Consider the following 17,892-nt stretch of genomic DNA (forward strand, 5'->3'; position numbering starts at 1 on the left):
TGTCTACTGTGGATGGCCGGGTCCTATGCAACGCCGGACTAGCAAACCCCGTCAGGCCCGGAAGGGAGCAGCGGTAGTTAGATCCTCGTGTGCCGTAGGGTGCCTGGCCACTTTTGTGTCCGGACCCCGCGATTGGCTGAAAGGATCTGGAAGATTTTTAAGAAGCATCTGGTTGCCCGTCTGCTCAATCGTGATTGAAGATTTAGGACAGTCGCCCTCCCTGATACCACTTCGAAAAGATTCTTTGTGCTGTGTGGATCACGTCTGTTTACTGTGTCCGAAATGTCTACGGATTCGCGGGAAAGCAGGCACTCGCAGGCCTCCGAAGCCTGTCCGAGTGGGGCCTGAGTGGGGAGGGCGAAAGTATTTCAAAAAGTCCCTTGCCACGGGGCGGATTTGCCAGCTTTTCTTTAGCGATTGATGGAAAAAGGTTACCAAGTGATCGCGCGCCGCTGGCGTCCCAAGCAGTTCGATGAGCTGGTGGGGCAGGACCACATCGTGCGCACCCTGCGGAATGCGATCGAGACCAAGCGGATTGCCCACGCCTACCTCTTTGTCGGGCCCCGTGGCACGGGGAAGACCAGTACCGCCCGCCTCTTTGCCAAGGCTCTGAATGCCGAAGGCGGGCCCAGTGCGACACCGGATAATGAGTCCGAGATCAGCCAGGCGATCATGAACGGGTCCTGCATGGACGTGATCGAGATCGACGGTGCCTCCAACAACAGTGTCGACCAGGTGCGTGACCTGCGGGAAGACTGCCAGTACGCGCCGACGCAATGCACCTACAAGATCTACATTATCGACGAGGTGCACATGCTTTCCACGGCGGCGTTCAACGCTCTGCTCAAGACCCTGGAAGAGCCGCCGGAGCACGTGAAATTCTTTTTTGCAACGACCGAAGCGCACAAGGTGTTGCCGACCATCGTGTCCCGCTGCCAGCGCTTCGAATTTCGTCCGATTTCCGACGAAGTGATCGCGGCCAAGCTGCAGACCATCGTGGATGCGGAGCAGGTCAAAGTGGACCCTGCCGCGTTGCAGTCGATCGCCCGGCTGGCCAACGGCGGGATGCGGGACGCCCAGTCGATCCTGGATCAGATGATTTCCTTCTGTGGCAGCGAGATCTCCGAGGCGGATGTCCTGGATGTCTATGGCCTGGTGGGAGCGGATCGTATCGCCGAGCTGGCCAAAGCCATTGCCTCGCTCGATTACGGCGCGATTGTCGCTGCGGTGGACGCTTTTGCCGCTGAAGGGCGGGACCTGTTCCGGATCTTGCAGGACCTTGAAGCCTTTGCTCGCAGCGCCTTGCTCGACGCGATCCAGAATCAGGGCACGACTTCCCGTCTGGGCGTGGATATGAGCACGGAATCCCTCATGCGCATGCTGGACGCCCTGCAACGGGGCGAAGGCACGGTGCAGCGCGGCTTGTCCGAAAAGGTGAACTTCGAGGTGATCCTGCTGAAGGCGGCAGAAGAGTCGCGTTCCCGGGCCATCGACAGCCTGATCAAGCAAGTCGCGGCCGCCGGTGGTATCCAGGGCGAAAAAAAAAAGCCTTAAGGCCGCCGCAGGCGAAACGGACGCCGGAAGCTGAGAGCGGGCCGGCTGCCGGGTCCGCATCGGATCTACTCGCCAGTGCGCTGGAGGATACTGCTGAGCCGGAGAGCGTACCGGACGCCTTTGTCGATGTGCCGCTCGATATGATGGACGAGGACGACGATCCTTCCATGATTCATGAGCTGCCGGTCCGCATGAATTCCTCGGATTCACCCTTGCTCAGCCTCGAGGAAGCCAGCCGTAAGGTGGGTCCCGAGGTGCTGGAGGTCCTGGACAAGCGCTTCAAAGGGAAATTGACCGGGGTGCGTCATCCGGACGAGCGGGACCATTTGTTCTAGGCATCCGAATCGGCCGACGGTTAATCGTCGGCCGGCCCTTGCATCAGCCGGAATAAACTGCTCCCTTGTGGGCTCCTACCACTGCTATGCAGTTGATCCCTCCCTCTATCCTGAAATATATCACCCTGCCGGCTCTTCTGAGCTGTGGCTTGGTGGCCGCGACCATGACCGACACCTCCAACGCACCCGATTCGCCCGACGCCGGCGATATGACTGTCTCCCAATGCGCCTCGGGCTGTGCCTTGCCCTCGCATGTCGATCTCGACTCGGGGGACTTTCCGGTGCAGCGCAGCGAGGCGGAATGGAAAGCGATGCTGACCGATCTCCAGTATCATGTGGCGCGGAAGCAGGGGACGGAGCGTCCGTTTTCGAATCCCTACTACGACAACAAGAAAATGGGCCTCTATCGTTGTGTGGGCTGTGGGACACCCTTGTTCAGCAGCACGGACAAGTACGATTCCGGTACAGGCTGGCCCAGTTTCACGCAGCCGATTGACAAACGTACCCTCGGTGAACATCGAGATACCAGTTACGGCATGGTGCGGATCGAGGTGCATTGCGCGGTCTGCGGCTCGCACCAGGGGCATGTCTTTCCTGATGGTCCGAAGCCGACTGGTCTGCGGTATTGTATCAACTCGGCCTCACTGAAGTTTGAAGAAGCTGCATCGGAGGAGGCCATCATGGAGAAGGTGAAGGCCTGGTACGCGGAGGGGGCGGAAAAGACCGAGGTGCCCTAGGGCGCTCTGCTTGGAGTTTTCCTGAATTTAACAGTCCCGCGCTTTGCAGAATGGCAATTTCGGCTTAGAGGTTCGGCATGTCTGAATCGAATCACTCTCGTCGTACCTTTCTAAAGGGCGCCGGTCTGGCGGGCGCCGCCGCCGTTCTGAACACCGCCTGTAGCAGTACGGGCAGCCAGGCACTGGGGACAGCCTCCGGAAAGGCCAGGAATGTGATTTTCCTTGTGGCGGACGGTATGGGTACGGGCACGCTTTCGCTGGCGCACCACTGGAGCCTCCGGAACCAGAGCAAGCACCTGAACCGGATGGAGCTCTACCAGCGCCCGGACCTCGTGACCGCGATGCAGGATACGGCATCGGCCAGTTCCCCGGTAACGGACTCGGCCGCGGCCTCGAGCTCCTGGGGTTGCGGCCAGCGGGTCAACAACGGTTCGATCAACACGAGTGTGGCGGGAAAGTCGCTGACCCCGATCATGAGCTTGGCCAAGCGGGCGGGGAAGGCCACCGGCTTGGTCACGACCTGCCGCGTGACCCATGCCACCCCGGCAGGCTTTGCCGCGAATGTGCGCCACCGGGATAGTGAAGACCAGATTGCCGACCAGTATTTCGACCGTGGGATCGATGTGATCCTCGGCGGCGGCCGTCGTCATTTTGAACGTGAAGAACGGAACCTCATGCCGGAATTCCAGGCTGCGGGATATGCGCTGGCCACCAACCGGACGGAGTTGAAGAAAGCCAGCGGGCAGGCACGGGTCTTGGGGCTCTTTTCCGAGAGCCATGTGCCGTACCAAGTGGACCGCGAAAACGACCCCGCGCTCTCGGAGGTGCCGGGCCTGACAGAGATGTTTGAGACGGCCCTGCAGAGCCTGAGCCACTCCCCCAAGGGCTTCGTCCTCCAAGTGGAAGCGGGACGAGTCGATCATGGCTGCCACGTCAACGATGCCGCCGCGACCCTGCATGAGATGCTGGAGTTTGACCGCTGCATCCGGATCGCCACTAACTTCATTGATGCGCATCCCGATACCTTGCTGATCATCACGACCGACCACGGGACCGGGGGCTGCCAGTTAAACGGATGGGGCGAAAAATACAGCGAGAGTGGGCCTGCGCTGGAGCGGATCAACGGCATCCGTGCCAGTTTCGCCGCCCTTGAGACCTATTACCTGCAGCTCGGCCAGTTTGACGCCGCTCATTTCAGCCGCCTGACGGGCATACAGCCGAGTGAATCGCAAGTCGCCGCAGTGAACGAGGCTATCACCGGTAATACGGAGTACCTGTCGAGTGCGATGACCCAAATATTCGGCGATGACCTTTTGGATCTCATTGCAGTGGGCTGGACGTCGAACAACCACACCTCTGAATGCGTCGAGTTGCTGGCCCTCGGTCCGGGATCCGAGCGGATTCCCGCTTTTGTCGAGAATTACAAGATCAACGGGATCATGCGGCAGTCGCTGGGGTTGGCCGGCTAGGGGCTGGGCGTTGCGGCTTCCACCTGGTAGAAGCCTTGGTTCGCATCCGCGTCCACCTGTAGCGTCACGGTCTCGGCAGTATCGGTGAAATCGCTGCCGCTCTGGCGATAGCCTGTGCCAGGGACCAGTGGGCTAAAGCCTGCCGTCAGGTCGCTGCTTTGGTTTAGGCCATAGAGGACATCGGCTGCGATGCCATTGCGGGTAAACTGGATATTTAAAATGCCTCCGCTACCGGGACTGACCGCAACCGGCGCCGGCGTCGCAGCCGGGTCTTCGGGGTCGGATAGATAGGCGAACTCGGCGAAGTTGCTCTGCAGGTCGCCGTCTGCGTCCTCGCTCGGAGCATTGGATGGCGAACTGATGTTTTCCGCGGCCCAGAGATCATAGCTCAGGTAGGGGATAGTCAGGTTCTGGACTTTCCAGCCGATATCGCGAAGCACCGGGATGGTAAGGTCGAGCTCTTTGAGCAGGACCGAGCTGATTTGCGGACGCATGATCAGGTTTGGATAGGTGTCCAGAGTCCAGTGCGAGACGGAAGATCCGGACTGCAGGGGATTGGGTGCATACAAGCGGGGGAAGTCATTCTGCGTGCCTGCCAGTGGTGCGTTGTTGCTCATTTTGACGACGACGCCGGGCAGCCATGATTTGATCGCATCGCCGTCGCTGAGACCGATAAAGACCGATGGGATGCCAATGTCTTCGTTCGAGCCCGACATTGCCACAAGATCATCGCCTTCATGGTTCACTATTATAGCGGCGATCGCGCCGGCTTCCTGAGCGCGACGTACCTTGTCGACAAAGTTGCAATCTCCCCGGTCGATCAAGGCGATCCGGCCTACTATCTCATCCGCGTTGATAAAGGGCTGCTCCTCACAGGCGTTGGTCACCGGGGCCGTGCCGTCATCGACCAGTACCACGGTGCCGGAGACTCCCCAGGGCGGGAGCCCGCGGCCGAATTCGCCCTGCGCTGCTTCAATCTCACCCACGGCCCCTTCGGGACTGAGCACGGAGAGCAAGGATCCGCCGGCCATCGCATCGGGCTCCGCTTTCAACTGCCGGAGGCCGGCTTGCTGGGCCGCAGGGCCGGTGAAGACGAGATCCGGATCGTTCTTCGCCGAGTTCCGGCGCTGGTTGCTGGTCATCTCCGTCCAAAGCAGGCCCGACTCTTCATCGCGGATCCAAAAGGTGAAGCTGTCGGGATAGCCCAAAAAGTAGTTACCGGAGGAGAGGTCGACGGTTGAGAGAAAGCCCAGGCCATGGCCGATCTCGTGCAGAAGTGTCGCCAGCAAATCCGTCTGGGTGCCGAAGTTATGATCGTAGCCGTAATAGAAACCGTCCCCACCGAGAACCGCATTGCTGGAGTCGACAGATTCATTGACGGTCACGCTCATGTCCGGCTCGCCCGGGTCCTGGTCGACACCGGCAATACTGTCGGCCACAGCCGAAATGTACCAGACATCCGGAATCGCCTCGGCGCTGAAATTGCTGAAGACGGATTCCGGCCCGGCATAGGCGAGGGTGGCACTGGTGGGCGTGCCCCCGAGCGCCTCGTAGCTGGCCGAGATCACTATGCTGACGTCACTGTCCAGGAACTGTCCCCAGTAGTTGGCCGCATAGGCCAGCAGGTTTTGCCGTTGCTCGCCCAGTGTCGTGCCGGGATTGCCTCCGACGGGGCTGACTGCCGTGCTGTCGTAGTAGCCGAAGTCCGGCGGGTCCGTGTACACGAAGGTGAAGGAAGCAGCCGGGAGGCCGCTCCCCAAGCTCAAGGCCAGTCCACAGCAGATCCGATCGAACCAGTTCATTTGAACGCCTTTGTGATGGAAGGGGAAGGACTGCTTGTATCCGCCGGCTGATACAGGAAGTCGTAGAGTGATTCGTAATCGACGAAACAGGAGGTCTCGATACGGCCGTCAGGAAGCCGGCGGGCGGCGGATACGCTCCGGTGCTGTCCTCCCAGCCGTGCGGATTCGCGACCATCGTTATTTCTCTCGACATTTAGCAAAATATTTACATTTCTAAAGATCAACTGCAGCTGTTGCCTGTCATGGTCCTCAACTGTGGTACTACCCGTTAGCCGTTCTTCGATAGCATAGCTTTGTAATTTCTGAGTGGATACCGGTTTCCGGGAGGCATGCTCCACCATTTTTTCCGTCACTGTATGGCTTGCCGCTTCTTGCCTGTGATCATGTTGCAGATACAGGAAGCCAGCTGCCAGCAAGACAGCAGCAAATGCGATGATTCGTAGGCGGGGATTTTTATGAGGCATGCCAATAGTAAATCTTATGTGTCTCATAAATAATTGCGAGCATTTTGCTGGAGAAGAACGGCCCTACCTGATCGAGAATCCTTTGGCCAAAAGATATCACAGTTTCTGTAACTAGCTTTCCTTCAGTGGAATGTGGTACTTTTGCCATGAATGCATGTCGCGCGCACGTCTTACTGCCCTAATTATTTTTTGTTTACTCCTGCTGTCTCTCAGCAGGTGGGAACGCATGCCCGCCCCGCTGGCAGTTGAGGAGCCGGATCACTTGCCGCTCACAGCAAAGACGGAGCGGGCGCAACAGGCAGCTGCGGGGCTTGCCGCGCGACCGGAGCACCGGGAGGCAGGTCGTGCGGGGCATGAATCTGTGGTGTCACTGATTGGGGACTTGGGTGCGGATGTGGTCTGGAATGAAGTCAGCCCGGCGGCTCGGTGGGCGAAGGAAGTGACCATTCCTTCCGCTATGCTGGACGCAGACCGCACGACGCTGGAGCCGGGAGATATCGTCGAGTTGGCACTTTTTGACGGGCAAGCTCTACAGGCTGTGGTGACGGACAGTCGGATGTGGGGTCGAGCCGGCCGGACCTTTGCGGCGACCGCCCGTTCGACGGAAGATCCTGAGGATTTTATCGTGATTGCGTCGGTCGACGGCGTTTTCAGGCTGTCGGCCAGTGTCGGGCACGGCCGGCATCTCTACGAAATACGCTATGTCCCGGAGTCGGGGAGCCATGTTTTGCTGGAAGTGGACCGCTTGAACTCTTTTTTCCCGGGTTGCGGAGCGGAAGCCGATGCTGTGGACGGGGCTGCCATGGCAGCGGATGCCTCCGGAGACGAGGTCGGGACGGACACAGTGGCTGCGCCCGACGGCGATGAATTGGATGCCAATGTGGTCTTTGACCTCATGATGGTGTACACGCCCGCCGCCTTGGCGACCAAGGGTACGCTTGCCAACATGGAAGCGACCTTGTCCGTGGCGGTCACTCTGGTCAACATCGTGCATGAGAACAGTGAGACAGGGGTGGAGTACAATCTGGTGCACACGGCGGAAATTGCATTCGTGGAGACGGACGACCCGAAGGAGGACCTGAAGGCCTTGACCAATGCCGATGGTGTGATGGACGAGGTGCACAGTTGGCGGAACGAGTACGAAGCGGACTTTGTCAGCCTGCTGATAGATACGAATGAGATCGGTGGGACCGCATGGCGTCCGGATACCTTCGGTCGGCCGGATCTAGCCTTTTCACTGCTGCGCGTGCAGCAGTGCGATTCGGCCAGTACGAACACCACCGCGCATGAACTGGCCCACAACCTCGGGGTCGGGCATTCGCGCACACAGACGCAGCAAAGCTACGATGGCCAGGGCGTCATGCCTTTCGCCGCGGGTTGGCAGTGGGCGGACGCGGGCAGCCCGTATTCGGTCGGCTATTGCTCGGTGATGACCTACGAGAATTTCGACAGCGACGGGACCCGTGAATATGATCGCCTTCCTTATTTTTCGGATCCGTACCGTGAGTACAACGGGGTCGCGATGGGCGAAGCCAACCAAGGCAATGCGGTGCGGACTATCCGTGAAGGGCGCTACTACAATGCCGCTTTCCGCGGGAGCTACCAACTGCCTCGATATGAGAGTTTCCCCTACAGCTATTCCTTCGGTAGCTCGGTCAACGCCTGGTTTCATCCCCGCGGGTACGTGCACTCCTGGAATACCTACCAGGCCGGTGCTACGGTGAGCAACGGAACCGGACCGACCGAAGCCTATGGCGATGTCTATTACGGCTACGTCGAAGCGACTTCGCACTACTCCACAGAGGCCGCCATTGAGGCGGAGTTCGACTTTACACACATGGACAGTCCGTCGATCGAATTCGCCTATCATATGTATGACCAGTATGACAGTACGATGGGCATCCTGCAGCTTGAGATCTCCACGGATCAGGGGCAAAGCTGGAGCACGCTTGTGCTGATCGTGGGTGACCAGGGGGATGCCTGGCAACAGGCGGATTATTCATTGGATGCGTATGCCGGGCAGGTGGTGCGGCTTCGTTTCCGTGCCAATGTGGGCAACGGCTACCGTAGCGATATTGCCATTGATGCCATCCGGATCGAAGACGAAGCGGCTTCGGACGTGCCGGCGAACTTCCTGCAATGGCTCTTTGAAAACTATCCCGAAATCGAGGATGCTTCTGCGGGGGGCGACCCGGACGGGGATGGGTTCTGTAATTTCCTGGAGTATGCGGTGGGGGGCTCGCCCGTGCTGCGTGCCGCGGCCTGTCCGGTTCAGTTCACCCAGTCTGAGTCGGCGCAGTCGGTCAAGTTCTGCTTCAACCGCGGGCAGAGCTCGGTGCGCTACTACATTGAGGCGACGGATGATATCCGTGACTGGACCGGTGCCGGGATCATTTGGGACTCCGACGCGCCGGATCCGGAGCCTGCACTCGTGCCGATCGGATCCGTTCAGACGATCGAAATCCCGGTCAGCGCAGGCGCCCGTTATTTCCGCCTGCAGGTCAGCGAGTAGGGCTTAGTTTGAACGCGCCTCCATTGCCTGGATCAGGGCGATGAGGAGCGTGTTGTTGCCCCCGAGTGCCTCGGCTTCCGCGATGGCCAGGTCGTTGTGCCGCTTGGCTTCGGCGCGGGCGCCTTCCAGGCCGTGCAGCGCGACATAGGTCGATTTATCGGCGGCGGCGTCGTTGCCGACCGGCTTGCCCATGGTTTCGGCGCTGGAGGTGGCGTCGAGGATGTCATCCACGATTTGAAAGGTCAGGCCCATGTGGTAACCGATCCGGCGGATCCGGTCCACTTGCTCCGATTCCGGGGTACAGAAGGACAATCCCATGGTCAGTGCGGCGGTGAGCAGCGCCGCAGTCTTGTTCTCATGGATATAGGCGAGGGTGGCCGGTTCGACGGGCTTCCCTTCGTTGAGGATGTCCTCCATCTGGCCGCCGATCAGCTTCTCGCTGCCGGATGCTTCGGACAGTTCCGACACGAGGGCGGCGCAGAGCTCCGGCTGTGCCCGGTAATGTCCGGCCAGCAACTGGAAACTGTAGGTGAGCAGTGCGTCGCCGGCGAGGACGGCGGTGGCTTCATCGAATTGGGTGTGGCAGGCCGGGCGACCGCGCCGCAGGTCACTGTCGTCGATCGAGGGCAGGTCGTCGTGGATCAGGGTGTAGGTGTGCAGGCACTCGATTGCGACCGCCGCGGGGAGCGGGTCGGCCGCCGAGGGGAAGAGCTCGCTGGCGAGAATGAGCAGGGCGGGGCGCAGTCGCTTGCCCCCGGCCTCCATGGAATAGCGCATGGCGGCATGTAATTGTTTCGGGCGCGTCGTGGCGGGAGGGAGCAACTGGTCGATGCCGGCTTCCACCTGTTGGCGGCAAGTTTCTAATTTTGCTTTCAATAGCTCGTTCACCCCGGTAGCTTGGCGCATACTAACTATGAAGGAAACGCCAATTTTCGAGGAAGTTCAGCGCCAGCTGATTCGCCAGCCGAAATTCACCCTGAAGGTCGTGATCGGAGGACTGCTGTCCTTTATCCCCGTCGTCAATATCCTGGCATTCGGATATTTGTATCGCTTTACATCACAACTCAGGCGCAGCGGACAGCCGGCCCTGCCGGAGTGGAACGAGTGGCAGGGCCTCTTTCTGGACGGCCTGCGATTCGGGGCTGTGTGGGTCCTGTTCTGGCTCTTGCCGGTCCTGCTGGCCAGCGGGCTCTCGTCACTCATGGCGATTTTGCATGTCGGTGCGCTTGGCTACCTGATCTTTATGTCGGTCTGCCTGTGCGCGCCGCTCTTTTTCAGTGCTGCGCTCTACCGCTTGCAGATGCGCTCCGATTTCAAGGACCTGCTCGACCTGAGCCTGATCGCGCGGATGACCTGGACCCTGTTGCCCCGGTATATTGTGCCGGCGCTGGCTTTGCTCGGCTTTTCCGTCCTGCTGTTGCCTCTCTACGGTTTGGCACTCTTTGCGGGCTTCCTCGGAGTGCTCGCTTTTACAAGTCTTTGTTATCGTCAGATTGAAAGACAAAGTGCATAAAGAGCGAAAACGTATCTACCATGTCTGCCGCACTTGCCAAGAACGCTGAAAAAGAACCCACTTTGATTGGGATACTCATCCTTGGGGTCCTGATGGCCCTGATCGGAAGCCTGCTCGGGTTTCTCTGTCTGGCCTCCTTCCCGGCCCGGGCGTTTTCCACCCCCGCCGAGACTGAGGAATTCGTGTCCTCCAAACTGGATTCGTACCCCATGCCGGGGGATGCCTATTACATGCAGGGCCCTGAGTTACGTACGAACAGCTGGGTGTCCAAGCGCCTTCAGGCCCTGAGTGGGGATCCGGTGACGCTCCAGTTGACCGCCGGAGAGCTGAATGCCTGGATGGGGGCACGCTTCAAGCCCGGCAATGCCAATGAGCTTGAAGGCGAAGCGAACATTCTGGTGGTTCCGGGGATTCCCAATTTCTACACCGAGGGGCAAGCCATGTATATCAGCCTGCCTTCGCAGTTGCTCTTCTATGGTCTCGATCTTGAGTTTACCGCATTTGCCAAAGGTCACTTTACCTCCGGCCCCAGCCCTGACTTTATCGTCGACGAATTTCATGTTAACTCTGCCTCGGTGCCGGTGCAGGCTGGCCTGGCAAAGAAACTCGGTGATTTTCTGGTTAGCGCATACAGCAGTTCTGAAGAATACCTTTCCCTTCAGGGCGTCTGGGAGCGTGTGGAAAGTCTCGAGCTGAAGGATGGTAGCATCCGCTTGAATTTGCGCTAATGCGCCGCATCGCTTGCATTGCATGGCTGTTCTGCGTCTTGGGGCTACCGCTGGGCCTCTTGGCCGCGGATGATTTCTACATTGAGCAAGACGCTGATTTTGAGGTCCTCGGCTTGGACCGGCGCTCCGTCGTGCGCATGCATGAGCTGGGCAGGTTTATCGCTGAAAACTTGCGTCGTGATCTGGGCATCCGGTCTTCTGATTACGGAGGCAGCATTCAAGTTTCTTTGCGCCCCGCTGATAAGGCCGGGTTCAGCGAGCATTATTTACTGAGTATCGGTGCCCACGGCGAAATCGCCCTCGATTTCCGGTGGGACGAGACTTTGTCGCTGGAACAAACCTGCTATGCGCTGACTCTCGCCTATGTGACACGCTACTTGTACTATGATGCGGGATTGAAATCACTCGCCAATACCCGGACCTGGCCGGTCGCAGCCTTGGCCACACGCAGCTACCTGCAGTTGCGTCCGGGGCAAATCTCCACCATGGTCGAGTCGTCCCGGCAGGAGATCCCGTTACAATTGAACCGGATCCTGGAACTCAAAGGCTACGATGCGACAGCTGCGTATGCCAGTCGTGATGGTTACTGGCTTTGGGTTTCACTGGACCGCTTGATTCGCTTGGCACCGGTCCGTGTGAGGGAGTTGATGCTGCGTTCCCTCCAGGGGCAGGACATCGCACCGGTTCTGGAGGCAATTCTGCAGCCGGACGAGTCCGATCTGGGGAGTTTGGACGGCTGGTGGCAGGCTTGCCTGCAGGAATTGCTGGGACGCAGCCATTTCGTATTTGAGAGTCTGGACGAGTCGAGGGCATGGATGGAGCAAGTGGCGGACTTGAGCACTGTTGAATTGGAAGGGGATGCCCCCTTGAACCTCCGGAGGATATGGACACATCGCTCCGAAGATCCGGTTCGTGTGGCCCTTCAGGCCCGGGTCGAGCTCATCCAGTTGCGCCTGCCCCGTATCAACCCGGCCTATTACAACAGTGCCGTGACCCTCGGCATTCTCTACCAGACACTGTTGGATTCGGAACAGAAATTCGAGTATATCGGTGCCTTGGCCAAGTTTCTAGGTGAGTTCGAGGACATGAAACGGACGCACGAGACGATTCGGCTGGAATTGGAGTCGGCAGGCTAATGGCGATTGTCTGGCAGCGGAATATCGAAGGCAACTATTACGAGGTGCGGACGGCTGGGGCGACCCTGCGTCTTTACCGCAACGGGGTGAACCACTCCCAATGGAATCCAAACCGGCCACTGGCCGGTTGTATCTGGGATCTCATTACACTGCCGGCCTTACACCGGCCTGTCGGTTCGTTGCGTGAGATCTGTATCCTTGGCTTCGGCGCCGGTGCGGTGGGCCGCCAGATGCGTGAGTTGATCCAGCCGGATCGAATCGTGGGCGTCGATCTGGACGAGATACACTTGTCGATCGCGGACGGTTTTTTCGACTGTGCCGAAGGCTGCGAGCTGGTTGCGGCAGATGCGGTCGAGTGGGTGCGTTCCGGTTCCTGCGAGGGGCAATTCGATTATGTGGTCGACGACCTGTATGCGGAAGAGAATGGCTTGCCGGTACGCTGCGCGCCGCTGGATGCGGAATGGGCCGAATCCATGGTCAGCCTGCTCAAGCCGGAGGGAATGCTGGTTTACAATTTGGTCGAGCCTGAAAAGGTGAAGCACTTGCCACCCTTCAAGCGTGCGGATCTACGAAAGCGATTTCCGCATGCCATGGTCTGCTTGATCGAAGGCTACGAAAACAGGATTGTGGCCTTCAGTCCGGTTGAATTAGATAAGGACACCTACAAGGCGCAACTCCGCGCGATCTGTCGGCAATACCCCGCCAGCTATGGGGTCGGCCGTCGCTACAAAATTGACGCCTTGAGGTAATCCCCGAAAGTAGACCTAGGCTTGCTCGGCCTTGGCCAGTGCGTCCTTCACCTGTTGGGTGATCGCGCCCCAGTCCTTGGCGGCGATTTGGGCCTTGGTGGCGAGCCAGGATCCGCCGATGGCGAAGACCTCCTTCATCGAGAGGTAGTCGAGCATGTTGTCGAGCGAGACCCCGCCGGTCGGGCAGAACTTCACACCGAGGTTGCCGTAGGGGGCCGCCATGGCGCTGAGCAGCTTGGGACCGCCTGCGGCGCCGGCCGGGAAGAACTTGAGATGCTGGCAACCGGCCTTGACCGCGGCCTGGATGTCGGACGGGGTCATGATGCCCGGAATGAAGGGCACGCCCTGCGCCTTGAAGTAGGCGATGGTTTCCGGATCCGTGCCCGGGGCCAGACCGAACTTGCTGCCCGCATCAATCGCGCGTTTGGCTTGTTCGGGAGTGACCACCGTGCCGGCACCGACCATCATGTCGGGGAAGGCCTTGGCGATGCGCTCAATGGCTTCTGCGGCCGCCGCGGTGCGGAAGGTCACCTCAATGATGTTCAGGCCGCCGGCAATGAGTGCTTCGGCGAGCGGTTCGGCATCGTTGGCATCGTCGATGACGATGACCGGAATGACGGGAAATTGATCGAGTTGGGACATGTTGTCAGTTGTTTGTTGAAAGTTGTTAGATGGTTCTTCTGACCAGTGAAGTCGGTTGCTGCCAATCAACGATCACCAACAACCGGCAACTGTAGCGCGCAATGCGCGCTACCGATCCACGCGGGCACCGCCGCCAGCCTTGATCTTCTTCACTTCCTTGAGTGAAGCCATGGTGGTGTCGCCCGGTGTGGTCATGGCCAGCGCGCCATGCACGCAGCCGTAGTCGACCGCTTCCTGCGGGTCGTTCTCGGAAAGGAACCCGTAAATGAAGCCGGAAGCGAAGCTGTCGCCGCCGCCCACACGGTCGAGGATCTCGAGTCCCGGGAACTGGAGGGATTCGTAGAATTCACCGTCGTGCCAGGCCATGGCGGCCCAGTCGTTCACGGTGGCGGTCTTCACCGCGCGCAGGGTGGTGGCGGTGGCCTTGAAGTTTGGGAACTCCTTGATCGCGGTATTGATCATGGCCTTAAAGGCTTCGACCGGGATGTGGGAGATATTTTCGTCCACCCCTTCGACTTCGAAGCCGAGGCAGGCGGTAAAGTCTTCTTCGTTGCCGATCATCACGTCGACATACTTCGCGATCTCGCGGTTCACTTCCTGGCACTTCTTCAGGCCGCCGAAATCCTTCCAGAGGGAAGGGCGGTAGTTCAGGTCGTAGCTGACGATCGTACCGTGCTTCTTCGCACACTTCACGGCTTCCAGCACGACGTCCGGAGTGGTGGCGCTCAGGGCGGCGTAGATGCCGCCGGTGTGGAACCACTGGGCGCCGCGCTTGCCGAAGATTTCCTCCCAGTCGATGTCGCCGGGTTTGAGCTGGCTGGCGGCGGTATTGCCACGGTCCGGGCAGCCCACGGCACCGCGGATCCCGAAGCCGCGCTCGGTAAAGTTCAATCCATTGCGGACGGTGCGGCCGATGCCGTCGTAGTCCACCCACTTGATGTATTGCGTGTCGACGCCGCCCTGCAGGATGAAGTCCTCGACCAGACGGCCGACCGGATTGTCGGCAAAGGCGGTGACCACTGCTGTCTTGAGACCGAAGCAGCGGCGCAGGCCACGGGTCACATTGTATTCACCGCCACCTTCCCAGGCGGTGAACTGGCGTGTGGTGTGCACACGGCCTTCACCCGGATCCAGACGAAGCATCACTTCGCCAAGGGAAACGCAGGCGTATTCGCAAGATTCAGCAGGTTTGATATCGATAGCCATAAGGGGGGAGTTCTGTGTTAAGCTTGTTTGTTGAAAGTTGGGGAGTCGTGTTCAGGAAGACAAGACGCGGGAGCGGCTTCTTCAAGACGAAATGAAGATACGAAGTTCTGTTAATGAATTAAAATTGCATATTGTAGAAAATATTTACAAAAATGCGCAATGATTCAGACCAAGCATGTCCTCATGGTTTTGGGGAGCTATGATCAATCGGCCCATGAAGGCATTGCCCGCTATGCAGGGCAACATGCTTGGCACCTGAATGTCAGTATCTTGAAGGATTTCCAGCTGCCTGAGCACTGGCAGGGCGACGGCATCATCACCTCCATGAACAACAGCCGGCAGCTGGAGGACTTTATCCTCAATGCCAAGGTGCCGACGGTCGACCTCTCGATCTGGCGTGAGGACATTGATTTGCCCCGTGTGGCCGCCGATAACGACGAGATCGGGCGGGTGGGGGCGCAGCACTTTATCGAAATGGGGCACCGGAACTGCGCCTGGTTTGCCCTCGCCAGCAATCCGGTTAGCCAGACCCGCTATCAGGGCTATAGCGACGAGCTGGCCAAGGCCGGGATCGAATGTATCCGTCTCGATACCCAGCGTCCGCAGGACGCCGCCTTTATCCGACAGCGGCTGCTTGAACTGCCCAAGCCCTGCGCGATCTATACCAAGAGCGACTACGACTCCGCCTGGCTCTGTAACCTCTGCTTCGACGTCGACCTCCGTGTGCCCGACGATATCGCCATTCTCGGGGCCGACGACAATCCGCTGATCTGCGAGAGTCAGGCGGTGCCGCTTTCCAGCGTGCGCCATGACCTGAAGCGCATCGGCTACGAGGGGGCCGCCATGTTGGACCAGCTGATGGCCGACCAGCCGCTGACGGAGCGCCTCAAGCTGATCAAACCGCGCGGCATCTCCGTGCGCAAGAGCACCGATGCCCTGGCCGTAACCGATCCCCTGATCCGTGAGGTGCTCGTATATTTGAAGAGCCATTATCGCCGCTCCATTGGAACCGCCGAGATCGCCGAGCAATTCAAGCTCAGCCGCCGTTCTCTCGAGCTGCGCTTCCGCGAGCAAATGCACAGCAGCATCCGAGAGTTCCTCATCCGCTTGCGGATCAATGAAGCCAAGGCTTTGCTCAACTATTCCAAGGAGCCGATCGAAACCATCGCCGCCATGACCGGATTTTGCCACGCCCCGCATTTCAGCAGCACCTTTAAAAAAATCGTCGGCCTCTCGCCGACCCAGTTTAGGAAAGCGTAGGATGCGTCGTCGCACAGCTTTTTTAAGCTCATCGTGAATAGCACGGACTTAATGAGGGGAATTGAATATTTGGGCCGATAGAGGCTTGGGGCGGTAGTGGCTGCTTCAGCTGCCATATTACGTCCTGCAGGTGCGTCGACTTGCTGGCGACTGAAGTCGCCACTACGGATCATTGCCTTAAGTCCGTGCCATTCAAGCTCATCGTCACTTACCGGGAAAGGGCTTGTTGGAATGGACGGATTCCAGAGGGGCAGACTTGCGTAAAGGTTATCCATGGGCTCGATCCAGCCGAGTGATTCTATGGGAGGGCTTGATTGTGAACCCCTCCGTCCCGGACGAGCCGGGCCATCCGGCTTCTCTCCGATACGCCGTAACAGGCCTTCCCTGCAAGCACCCGTCTTCGTCTAAGACTACGCCGAGCCATGGAGGAGGAGTTCCAGGGTGTGGTTTGCTCCTGATGGCAACTTGTTTAGCAGGGGTGCCTCACGATCCATTCCAAGTGGAGGCTGCAACATAAAAGCTCCTCCTCTTGTCAAGGGGAGGTGGATCCGCGCAGCGGAGACGGAGGGGTCGGGATATACGAGCACTCATGTCCAATGCCGCACTTTCCCGGAAATCGAGCATGAGCTTTTTTTAGACCCTTCAGTCCGGCCTGGTTCCCGGTGTCGTTCGCGATTACACTTGCGCCGGCAAGCTTGCTCGAGTTCCATTATGTCTGTCTCTTTTGGGCCCTTAGCCGAATCATTTCTTCTGATGGGATCAAGCTGCCATGTGGATCAATGCAACCTGTTTTCTTGACTTCCATATTCCGGTTGCGACTCCGTTCCTGTTTATGCTGCGCCCGCGCAGTGGGTGGCAGCAGTGGGTGGGGCGCGAAGAATATGTTTTGAACCCCAGCGTTCCGGCGGTCGAGTTTACCGATCCGTTTGGCAATCTTTGCCAGCGGCTCATGGCCCCGCCTGGTAGATTTTCCGTCCATACTTCGGTTGATGTCGAATGCGCCGTGGCATCCGATGCGACTCCCGGGGCTCCCTTTATCGAGGTGCAACAACTCCCTGACGAAACATTGCCGTTCCTGCTGCCCAGTCGGTATTGCGAATCCGATCGCTTCAGCCAGATTGCGGCTTCGATCGTCGCGGGCCGGTTTCCCGGATACGACCAGTGCGCTGCGATCGTCGATTACATTCGCCAGACGACATGCTACACGCCGGGTGCTGGTCAGGACATTGTGAGTGCCTGCGAGGTCCATGAGAGAACCGAGGGGGTCTGCCGCGACATGGCGCATTTTGGTATTGCCTGTTGTCGCGCACTTTCCATCCCGGCACGGATGGTGGTCGGCTATTTGGAGAATCTTGAACCGATGGATCTGCATGCCTGGTTTGAGGCCTATGTCGGTGGTCGATGGTATACCTTCGATCCCACCCGAGATGACTTGCAGGGTGGGCGTGTGGCGATCGCCTATGGTCGGGACGCCGCGGATGTTGCCATCTACACGCAATTTGGCGACCCGGTAGAGTTACTGGCCATGAATGTAAGTGTGGATCGTATCGAGACGTCTTACTGAGGAGCCTCGGACCCTTACTGGAAAATTAGTCAGTTTGGACTTGTGTGAGTGCTCGAGCTATCGCGGGTGCCGCCCTTCGACTCACTCGGGGCCTTGAGCCTGTCGAAACGGTGAAGCTGCCCCCTATGGGGCATACAGTGCCGACGATTTCGCGTTTTCCGGTCACCGAATTACTGGAGGGATCTCACAAAATGTGGATACTTCCGAACTGGAATGATATC

At 58.9% G+C, this 17,892-nt stretch carries 16 protein-coding genes and 1 other RNA gene; 12 read left to right on the plus strand and 5 right to left on the minus strand.

The annotated features are described in order from the left end of the window. The first annotated feature begins 14 nt into the window (after positions 1 to 14). From ffs to O2597_RS05475, 5 genes are all read left to right on the plus strand, one after another. Positions 15 to 112, plus strand: an RNA gene (ffs, locus tag O2597_RS05455) — signal recognition particle sRNA small type. A 308-nt stretch (positions 113 to 420) separates the two neighbouring features. Beyond that, positions 421 to 1,554, plus strand: coding sequence for a DNA polymerase III subunit gamma/tau (gene dnaX, locus O2597_RS05460; RefSeq protein WP_269523200.1), 1,134 nt, complete (start codon positions 421 to 423; stop codon positions 1,552 to 1,554). Between the two features lie 128 nt (positions 1,555 to 1,682). Continuing rightward, positions 1,683 to 1,889 (plus strand): hypothetical protein, encoded by a 207-nt coding sequence (locus O2597_RS05465; protein ID WP_269523201.1) that lies wholly within the window; start codon positions 1,683 to 1,685, stop codon positions 1,887 to 1,889. A gap of 86 nt (positions 1,890 to 1,975) precedes the next feature. Beyond that, positions 1,976 to 2,626, plus strand: a complete 651-nt coding sequence (msrB, locus tag O2597_RS05470; protein WP_269523202.1) for a peptide-methionine (R)-S-oxide reductase MsrB — start codon at positions 1,976 to 1,978, stop codon at positions 2,624 to 2,626. A gap of 77 nt (positions 2,627 to 2,703) precedes the next feature. Continuing rightward, entirely contained in the window at positions 2,704 to 4,095 is a 1,392-nt protein-coding gene (locus O2597_RS05475; RefSeq protein ID WP_269523204.1) for an alkaline phosphatase, read from the plus strand. Here O2597_RS05475 and O2597_RS05480 read toward each other — a convergent pair. Together O2597_RS05480 and O2597_RS05485 are read right to left on the minus strand one after the other, a co-directional pair. Then, positions 4,092 to 5,897, minus strand: a complete 1,806-nt coding sequence (locus tag O2597_RS05480) for a PA domain-containing protein (protein ID WP_269523206.1) — start codon at positions 5,895 to 5,897, stop codon at positions 4,092 to 4,094. The two genes, O2597_RS05475 and O2597_RS05480, sit on opposite strands and share 4 nt — an antisense overlap. Continuing rightward, a complete protein-coding gene (locus O2597_RS05485) occupies positions 5,894 to 6,361 on the minus strand; it encodes a hypothetical protein (protein ID WP_269523208.1) in 468 nt (155 codons plus the stop codon). Before O2597_RS05485 ends, O2597_RS05480 begins: the two co-directional genes overlap by 4 nt. 226 nt (positions 6,362 to 6,587) lie before the next feature. On the opposite strand from O2597_RS05485, the gene O2597_RS05490 reads away from it, so the two are divergent. Next, positions 6,588 to 8,873 carry a zinc-dependent metalloprotease family protein gene (locus O2597_RS05490; protein ID WP_269523210.1) on the plus strand — a complete coding sequence of 762 codons (2,286 nt, stop codon included), beginning with the start codon at positions 6,588 to 6,590 and terminating at the stop codon, positions 8,871 to 8,873. 3 nt (positions 8,874 to 8,876) lie between these two features. Here O2597_RS05490 and O2597_RS05495 read toward each other — a convergent pair whose 3' ends face one another. Continuing rightward, positions 8,877 to 9,779, minus strand: a complete 903-nt coding sequence (locus O2597_RS05495; RefSeq protein WP_269523212.1) for a polyprenyl synthetase family protein — start codon at positions 9,777 to 9,779, stop codon at positions 8,877 to 8,879. A gap of 7 nt (positions 9,780 to 9,786) precedes the next feature. Between O2597_RS05495 and O2597_RS05500 the strand changes: the two genes are divergently transcribed. The 4 genes from O2597_RS05500 to O2597_RS05515 are packed head-to-tail and all read left to right on the plus strand — an operon-like array spanning position 9,787 to position 12,999. Then, positions 9,787 to 10,386 (plus strand): DUF4013 domain-containing protein, encoded by a 600-nt coding sequence (locus tag O2597_RS05500; protein WP_269523214.1) that lies wholly within the window; start codon positions 9,787 to 9,789, stop codon positions 10,384 to 10,386. 20 nt (positions 10,387 to 10,406) lie between these two features. Further along, positions 10,407 to 11,114, plus strand: coding sequence for a hypothetical protein (locus tag O2597_RS05505; protein WP_269523216.1), 708 nt, complete (start codon positions 10,407 to 10,409; stop codon positions 11,112 to 11,114). Then, on the plus strand, positions 11,114 to 12,250 hold the full coding sequence (locus tag O2597_RS05510) for a hypothetical protein (protein ID WP_269523218.1): 1,137 nt from the start codon (positions 11,114 to 11,116) through the stop codon (positions 12,248 to 12,250). Before O2597_RS05505 ends, O2597_RS05510 begins: the two co-directional genes overlap by 1 nt. After that, the gene (locus O2597_RS05515) at positions 12,250 to 12,999 is read left to right on the plus strand and encodes a polyamine aminopropyltransferase (RefSeq protein ID WP_269523219.1); all 750 of its coding nucleotides are present in this window, start codon (positions 12,250 to 12,252) and stop codon (positions 12,997 to 12,999) included. Before O2597_RS05510 ends, O2597_RS05515 begins: the two co-directional genes overlap by 1 nt. Positions 13,000 to 13,014: 15 nt before the next feature. Here the strand turns inward: O2597_RS05515 and O2597_RS05520 are convergent, their stop codons facing one another. Both O2597_RS05520 and O2597_RS05525 read right to left on the minus strand, forming a co-directional pair. Beyond that, positions 13,015 to 13,641 (minus strand): bifunctional 4-hydroxy-2-oxoglutarate aldolase/2-dehydro-3-deoxy-phosphogluconate aldolase, encoded by a 627-nt coding sequence (locus O2597_RS05520; RefSeq protein ID WP_269523221.1) that lies wholly within the window; start codon positions 13,639 to 13,641, stop codon positions 13,015 to 13,017. 108 nt (positions 13,642 to 13,749) lie between these two features. Then, positions 13,750 to 14,847 (minus strand): sugar kinase, encoded by a 1,098-nt coding sequence (locus tag O2597_RS05525; RefSeq protein ID WP_269523222.1) that lies wholly within the window; start codon positions 14,845 to 14,847, stop codon positions 13,750 to 13,752. 159 nt (positions 14,848 to 15,006) lie between these two features. Here O2597_RS05525 and O2597_RS05530 point away from each other — a divergent pair, with 159 nt between their 5' ends. Next, positions 15,007 to 16,107 (plus strand): AraC family transcriptional regulator, encoded by a 1,101-nt coding sequence (locus O2597_RS05530; protein ID WP_269523223.1) that lies wholly within the window; start codon positions 15,007 to 15,009, stop codon positions 16,105 to 16,107. Between the two features lie 769 nt (positions 16,108 to 16,876). After that, entirely contained in the window at positions 16,877 to 17,671 is a 795-nt protein-coding gene (locus O2597_RS05535) for a transglutaminase family protein (protein ID WP_269523225.1), read from the plus strand. Positions 17,672 to 17,892: the final 221 nt, after the last annotated feature.

Origin of the sequence: Coraliomargarita parva (genome assembly GCF_027257905.1) — a bacterium.
GTDB lineage: Bacteria > Verrucomicrobiota > Verrucomicrobiia > Opitutales > Coraliomargaritaceae > Coraliomargarita_A > Coraliomargarita_A parva.

Bases quoted from the DNA above. Each gene is read 5' to 3' on its own strand.
- O2597_RS05485 (WP_269523208.1), bottom strand. From the start codon at position 6,361: ATGCCTCATAAAAATCCCCGCCTACGAATCATCGCATTTGCTGCTGTC.
- O2597_RS05495 (WP_269523212.1), bottom strand. From the start codon at position 9,779: ATGCGCCAAGCTACCGGGGTGAACGAGCTATTGAAAGCAAAATTAGAA.
- O2597_RS05515 (WP_269523219.1), top strand. From the start codon at position 12,250: ATGGCGATTGTCTGGCAGCGGAATATCGAAGGCAACTATTACGAGGTG.
- O2597_RS05530 (WP_269523223.1), top strand. From the start codon at position 15,007: ATGATTCAGACCAAGCATGTCCTCATGGTTTTGGGGAGCTATGATCAA.
- O2597_RS05475 (WP_269523204.1), top strand. From the start codon at position 2,704: ATGTCTGAATCGAATCACTCTCGTCGTACCTTTCTAAAGGGCGCCGGT.
- O2597_RS05500 (WP_269523214.1), top strand. From the start codon at position 9,787: ATGAAGGAAACGCCAATTTTCGAGGAAGTTCAGCGCCAGCTGATTCGC.
- O2597_RS05510 (WP_269523218.1), top strand. From the start codon at position 11,114: ATGCGCCGCATCGCTTGCATTGCATGGCTGTTCTGCGTCTTGGGGCTA.
- msrB (WP_269523202.1), top strand. From the start codon at position 1,976: ATGCAGTTGATCCCTCCCTCTATCCTGAAATATATCACCCTGCCGGCT.
- O2597_RS05480 (WP_269523206.1), bottom strand. From the start codon at position 5,897: ATGAACTGGTTCGATCGGATCTGCTGTGGACTGGCCTTGAGCTTGGGG.
- O2597_RS05535 (WP_269523225.1), top strand. From the start codon at position 16,877: ATGTGGATCAATGCAACCTGTTTTCTTGACTTCCATATTCCGGTTGCG.
- O2597_RS05505 (WP_269523216.1), top strand. From the start codon at position 10,407: ATGTCTGCCGCACTTGCCAAGAACGCTGAAAAAGAACCCACTTTGATT.
- O2597_RS05525 (WP_269523222.1), bottom strand. From the start codon at position 14,847: ATGGCTATCGATATCAAACCTGCTGAATCTTGCGAATACGCCTGCGTT.
- O2597_RS05490 (WP_269523210.1), top strand. From the start codon at position 6,588: ATGCCCGCCCCGCTGGCAGTTGAGGAGCCGGATCACTTGCCGCTCACA.
- O2597_RS05520 (WP_269523221.1), bottom strand. From the start codon at position 13,641: ATGTCCCAACTCGATCAATTTCCCGTCATTCCGGTCATCGTCATCGAC.
- dnaX (WP_269523200.1), top strand. From the start codon at position 421: ATGGAAAAAGGTTACCAAGTGATCGCGCGCCGCTGGCGTCCCAAGCAG.